Below are 5,025 nucleotides of genomic sequence, written 5' to 3'. Positions count from 1 at the left end.
GTACGCCGGGTCGATGCCGGTGTCGCGGGCGCGTGCCAGCACGGCTTCGCGCAGCGGCGTGGGGAAGCGCTGGCGCATGTCGACCAGCTCGCGGGTGCGCTCGCTGGTGTTGATGCAGCGGTCCCACACTTCGCGGTCGCAGGCCAGCTGCGCGGCGGCGAGCAGTTCGCGGTCGCCCAGGCCCCGGATCGAGTAGTTCCATTCACGCACGCCCTCGCTGCGCAGGCCCAGCTCGATGAGCAGCAGTGCGCGCTGCAGGCCGGGCTGCGCAGCGGCGGCGGCGCGCTCGTCGGCCGTGAGCGCAGCCGGCACGGCGGGCAAAACGAGCGGCCGGCCGAGTTCCTCCATGGCCAGCTTGCCGTAAAAGTGCAGGGGGCTGGCGATCGAGACCAGCAGATCGCGCGACTCGGCCGTCAGGGCGCCACCCGCCTGGCTGGCCGGGGCCAGCGCCTTCAACGCCTGTGCCTTCCAGTAGACCCAGGTCGTCTCGCGCTGCTCGGCATCGCTCATGGCGTTGATGGCCTGCATGAGTTGCTGCCACCGCCCGGCGCCGTCGTTCGCACGCAGCGCAGCGCGGGCTTTCCAGGCCAGGGTGTCGTCAGGCAGTTCGAACTCGTCGCCGTTGCGGCGCGAGGTTTCGGCGCGCTGGAAATGATCGCTGGCCGCCGTGTCGAGCCGGATGGCGGCCTGCTTGCCCAGGCTGGCCCAGAGCCAGGCGACGGTCGCCGGCGGCAGCTCGGCGGCCCAGCGTTCCTGCAGGCGGACGGCCGCGGCTTCGGGGTCGCGGGCACCGGCGCGGATCAGCGCCAGCGCAGTGATCTCGCGCGCCTGCGGGCCGCCTGCCGAGGCCTTGCGCTGCAGATAGCGGGTTGGGTCGGCAAAGATCTCGCGGACGGCGCCCGCCACGTTGTCGCCCAGCAGGGCCGCGGCCTGCCGCGCCTCGTTCGGGCGGTTGAACTCGACCGCCAGCCGGGTTTTGAGCCACACGTCTGCGTCCGTGAAGCGCTTGGCTTCGTGCAGCGTGGCCGCCAGCAGCGCGCAGCCGTCGTCATCGGTGCGCTGGGCCAGCCAGGCCTCGAAGGCCTCGCGCTTCACGTCCTGGCCGTCCAGGTGGCGTGTAAGCAGCCAGTAGCAGCTCGCCTCGCGGTCGTCCTTCAGCTCGAATCGCGGGTACTCGACGCGGTAGTTGGCCCAGTCGCGGCGCTTGCCGAGCTCGAGCAGCCAGTCGTTGCGCAGGCGGTCTTCGAGGTAGCTGCCGGGCCAGCGCGCGTAGAAGGCGTCGAGGTCGGCCTGCTGCGCCAGCGCCAGCCGGTTGCCGAGCTGCCAATAGTCGGTCCAGATGCTGAGCGGGTGTTTCGCCGCCAGGGTGGCGGCGTGAGCGGCATCGAGGCGGCTCTGGTCGCGTTTGCGCAGAGCGTCGGCCGCTTCGAGCACCGCCTCGTTACCACGGTTCTGAGCGGCGGCTGGCACCGCAGGAAAGGCCAGCGCGACGGCGATGCTGCCGAGGCCGACAAGGCGGGCGAGCGGCCCGAAGCGCGTGGCGCGGCCAGTGCGTGCACGGCCGGCGCCATGGAAGCAATCCGGGAAGAAGGTCATGCCTGAGGGATTCGGGTAAGGGCCGGCGAATGCCGGCATGGAGGGGCGGCCGGCGAGTGCGCCGACCTGCGTCGCGTTTGAATTTAACCCAGCACTTTGCGGTGAGCGCATCTGCAGGACATAGCAATGCACGACATTCGCCGGCATGTCGGCTTGGCGCGCGGCCAGGGCGTACCGGCCGTCGACGTGCAGCCCCGGCCCCGCCGCGCGGCAAAATGCGGCGACAACCGACACGGACCGCCCATGACGCTGCCCTTCGACCCGCTCAGCTCGCCGCGCGACAAGGCGCAACTGCGCCGCATGCTGCGGGCCGAGCGCCTCAGCCTGACCGACCGGCCCGCGCGGGAGGAACAGCTGCAGAGCGCGCTGCGCGTGTGGCTCACGCAGCGCGAAGACGTGACGGTGGGCGCCTACTGGGCCATCAAGGGCGAATTCGACGCGCTGCCCGCCCTGCACCGCTGGACCGAGGGTCGCGGCCACGGCACGGGCGAGGGCCCGCCGCGGCGCATCGGCCTGCCGGTGATGAACCGCCAGACCAAGCACTTGCGCTTTCATCAGTGGTACCCCGGTTGTCCGATGGAAGAGGATGCCTACGACATCCCCAAGCCCAAAGGCACCGACGTGATGGTGCCGACCTTGCTGCTGGTGCCTTGCGTCGGCTTCGGGCCGAAGGGCGTGCGGCTGGGTTACGGGGGCGGCTTTTACGATCGCACTCTCGCCGGGCTCGAGCCGCGGCCCTACACCGTGGGCCTGGGCTTTCGCCACGGCTACATCGACTGGCTGGAGGCCGAGCCTCACGACATACCGCTCGACGCCATGCTCACCGAGGACGGCGTCGTCTGGTCGCGCGAAACCTGACGCCTGCTGGAGAGCGCATGGCCCGCCACCGCAACGCCGATCCCTTCGAGCCCTTTCGCGTCGGCCGCAAGCTGCGGCTGAAGAACTTCGATCCGGCCGAAAAGCCTTTCTCGATCGGCACGCGTGAGGCCGACGATGCGCGGCTCACCGAACTGGCTGTGGAGATCGACCGGCTCCAGGATCTGCTCTACGCCAACGGCACGGCCGGCGCGCCCTGCAAGCTGCTGGTGGTGCTGCAGGGCCTCGACACTTCCGGCAAGGACGGCACGGCGCGCGCTGTCTTCACGCACTGCAGCCCGCTGGGTGTGCGCGTGTCGGGCTTTCGGGCGCCGAGCGAGATCGAGCGGGCGCACGACTTCCTGTGGCGCGTGCACCAGTTGGTGCCGCGCGCCGGCGAGATCGCGGTGTTCAACCGCAGTCACTACGAAGACGTGCTGGTGCCGGTGGTCGAGGGCTGGATCGACGGCGCCGAGCGCGACCGGCGCCTGGCGCAGATCAACGATTTCGAGCGGCTGCTGGTCGAGACCGGCACCACGGTCGTCAAATGCTTCCTGCACATCTCCAGGGACGAGCAGAAGGAGCGCCTGCAGGCGCGGCTCGACAACCCGGCCAAGCAGTGGAAGTTCCATGCCGACGACCTGACGGTGCGCGCCAAGTGGAAGCACTACGCGGCCGCCTACGAGACCGCGCTGGCCGCTACCTCGACGAAGCACGCGCCGTGGTACGTGATCCCCGCCGACAGCAAGAGCCACCGCAATCTGATGATCGCGAGCCTGGTGGCGCAGGTGCTGGCCGGCATGAACCTAGTTCCGCCCGCGCCTGATTACGACCCGAAAACGGTGCAGATCGATTGAGCCGGCGCAGCCAACGCGGCGCCGAGAAAAGGCCCGCTCAGCGGGTGCCGAGCCGCTGGCAAATCTGCAGCACGAGGGCCGACTGATTGAGCGTGTAGAAGTGCAGCGAGGGCGCGCCACCGGCAACGAGGCGCTCGCACAGTTTCGACACCACCTCCAGACCGAAGGCGCGGATCGACGCGGTGTCGTCCATGTAGCCTTCCATCTTCAACGCCACCCAGCGCGGAATCTCGATGCCGTCGCGCATGGCGAACTGCGCGATGCGCGCGTAGTTGTGGAAGGGCATGATGCCCGGCACGATCGGCACCTCGACGCCGAGCGCGCGCACCTCGTCCACGAAGTGGAAGTAGGCGTCGGGGTTGAAGAAGAATTGCGTGATGGCGGCGTCGGCTCCCGCCTTGATCTTGTCGGCGAAGTGCTGCAGGTCGCGCTTCGCGTAGCGCTGCTGCGGGTGGTATTCCGGGTAGGCGGCCACTTCGATGCGCAGGTCGCTGCCCTCGGTTTCGCGGATGAAGGCGATCAACTCGCTCGCATAACGGAATTCGCCCGCGGTGGCGGTGCCGCTCGGCAGGTCGCCGCGCAGTGCCACCAGGCGGCGGATGTCCTGCGCGCGGTAGGTGGCCATGATCTCCGTGATCTTGGCGCGCGTGGAGCCCACGCACGATAGGTGCGGCGCCGCTTCGAAGCCCATTCGCGCGATGTCGATCACGGTGGACAGCGTGCGGTCCTGCGTCGAGCCGCCGGCGCCGTACGTGACGCTGAAGAACTCGGGCGCAACGCTGCCGAGCTCCTGCACCACGCCCTTGAGCTTTTCGCCGCCGGCCTCGGTGGTGGGCGGGTAGAACTCGAAGCTGACCGGAACCGGCAACGCGGCCGGCGCGAGAGTCGCATTCATGCAATGACCTCCAGGGGCCGCGACATCGGCGCGGCCCAGACGAAAAATTCACGGTTGCCATCGCCGCCGTTGACGGCGCTGGCGAAATAGTCGAGCACTTGCCAGCCGATTGCCGTGCAGGCGCTGCGGAGGGCGGTTTCCACGCGCAAATACTGGCGCTCGTCCTTCACGACCCCGCCCTTGCCGACATGCTCCGGCCCCACCTCGAACTGCGGCTTGACGAGCAGCAGCGCCTGGCCGTGTGGCGCGAGCCACGGCGCCAGATGCACGATCGACGCGGCCAGCGAGATGAACGACAAATCTGCGACCAGCACGTCGAAGCCTGCCGCGGGCGCTTCGCCCGTCAGCGCAGAGCCGCCGAGCTGGCGCACATGCAGGCCTTCGAACGCGCGCACCCGCGCGTCGTCGAGCAGCCGAGCATGGAGCTGGCCATGTCCGACGTCGAAGCCGACGACCTGGGCCGCGCCTCGCGCCAGCAGCACTTCGGTGAAGCCGCCCGTGCCCTGGCCCGCATCAAGGCACACGCGCTCATCGACCGCAACGCCGGTGCGCGCCAAGGCGGCATCGAGCTTGAGCCCGCCGCGCGAAACCCAGCGGGTCTCGGCGTCGTCGGTGACGCGTAGCGGCATGGCGTCGCTCACCTCCTCGCCGGCCTTGCGCAGCGCCACCCAGCCGTGCGGGCCTCGGCGTTCCACGGCGCCGCACCCGATCAGCCGCGCAGCGGCGGACCGGCTCGGCGCGAGGTCGCGGCTCAGCAGCAATAGATCGGCGCGCATGGGCTTGTGCCTGAAATGAAAGTCGTCTGCCTCTCGGTACGGGCGC

5 protein-coding genes are annotated in these 5,025 nt (G+C 69.6%); 2 read left to right on the top strand and 3 right to left on the bottom strand.

The window, feature by feature from the left end; translation table 11 throughout:
* On the bottom strand, nucleotides 1-1,596 hold a 1,596-nt coding region (locus tag H0W40_RS18810), incomplete at its 3' end, for a lytic transglycosylase domain-containing protein (protein ID WP_292449297.1).
* A 243-nt stretch (nucleotides 1,597-1,839) separates the two neighbouring features.
* Between H0W40_RS18810 and H0W40_RS18805 the strand changes: the two genes are divergently transcribed.
* Nucleotides 1,840-2,454, top strand: a complete 615-nt coding sequence (locus H0W40_RS18805) for a 5-formyltetrahydrofolate cyclo-ligase (RefSeq protein WP_292449300.1) — start codon at nucleotides 1,840-1,842, stop codon at nucleotides 2,452-2,454.
* Between the two features lie 17 nt (nucleotides 2,455-2,471).
* Nucleotides 2,472-3,308: a PPK2 family polyphosphate kinase gene (locus H0W40_RS18800; protein WP_292449295.1), complete on the top strand. Its 837-nt coding sequence runs from the start codon at nucleotides 2,472-2,474 to the stop codon at nucleotides 3,306-3,308.
* Nucleotides 3,309-3,345: 37 nt separating this feature from the next.
* Here H0W40_RS18800 and metF read toward each other — a convergent pair whose 3' ends face one another.
* Nucleotides 3,346-4,203 carry a methylenetetrahydrofolate reductase [NAD(P)H] gene (gene metF, locus H0W40_RS18795; RefSeq protein ID WP_292449293.1) on the bottom strand — a complete coding sequence of 286 codons (858 nt, stop codon included), beginning with the start codon at nucleotides 4,201-4,203 and terminating at the stop codon, nucleotides 3,346-3,348.
* Nucleotides 4,200-5,025 (bottom strand): TlyA family RNA methyltransferase (locus H0W40_RS18790; protein WP_367153846.1); only part of this gene is annotated, 826 nt, incomplete at its 5' end. The genes metF and H0W40_RS18790, both read right to left, overlap by 4 nt.

The organism is Methylibium sp., assembly GCF_013817345.1.
Classification (GTDB): domain Bacteria; phylum Pseudomonadota; class Gammaproteobacteria; order Burkholderiales; family Burkholderiaceae_C; genus Methylibium.
This window is presented reverse-complemented; position numbering and strand designations above follow the sequence as displayed.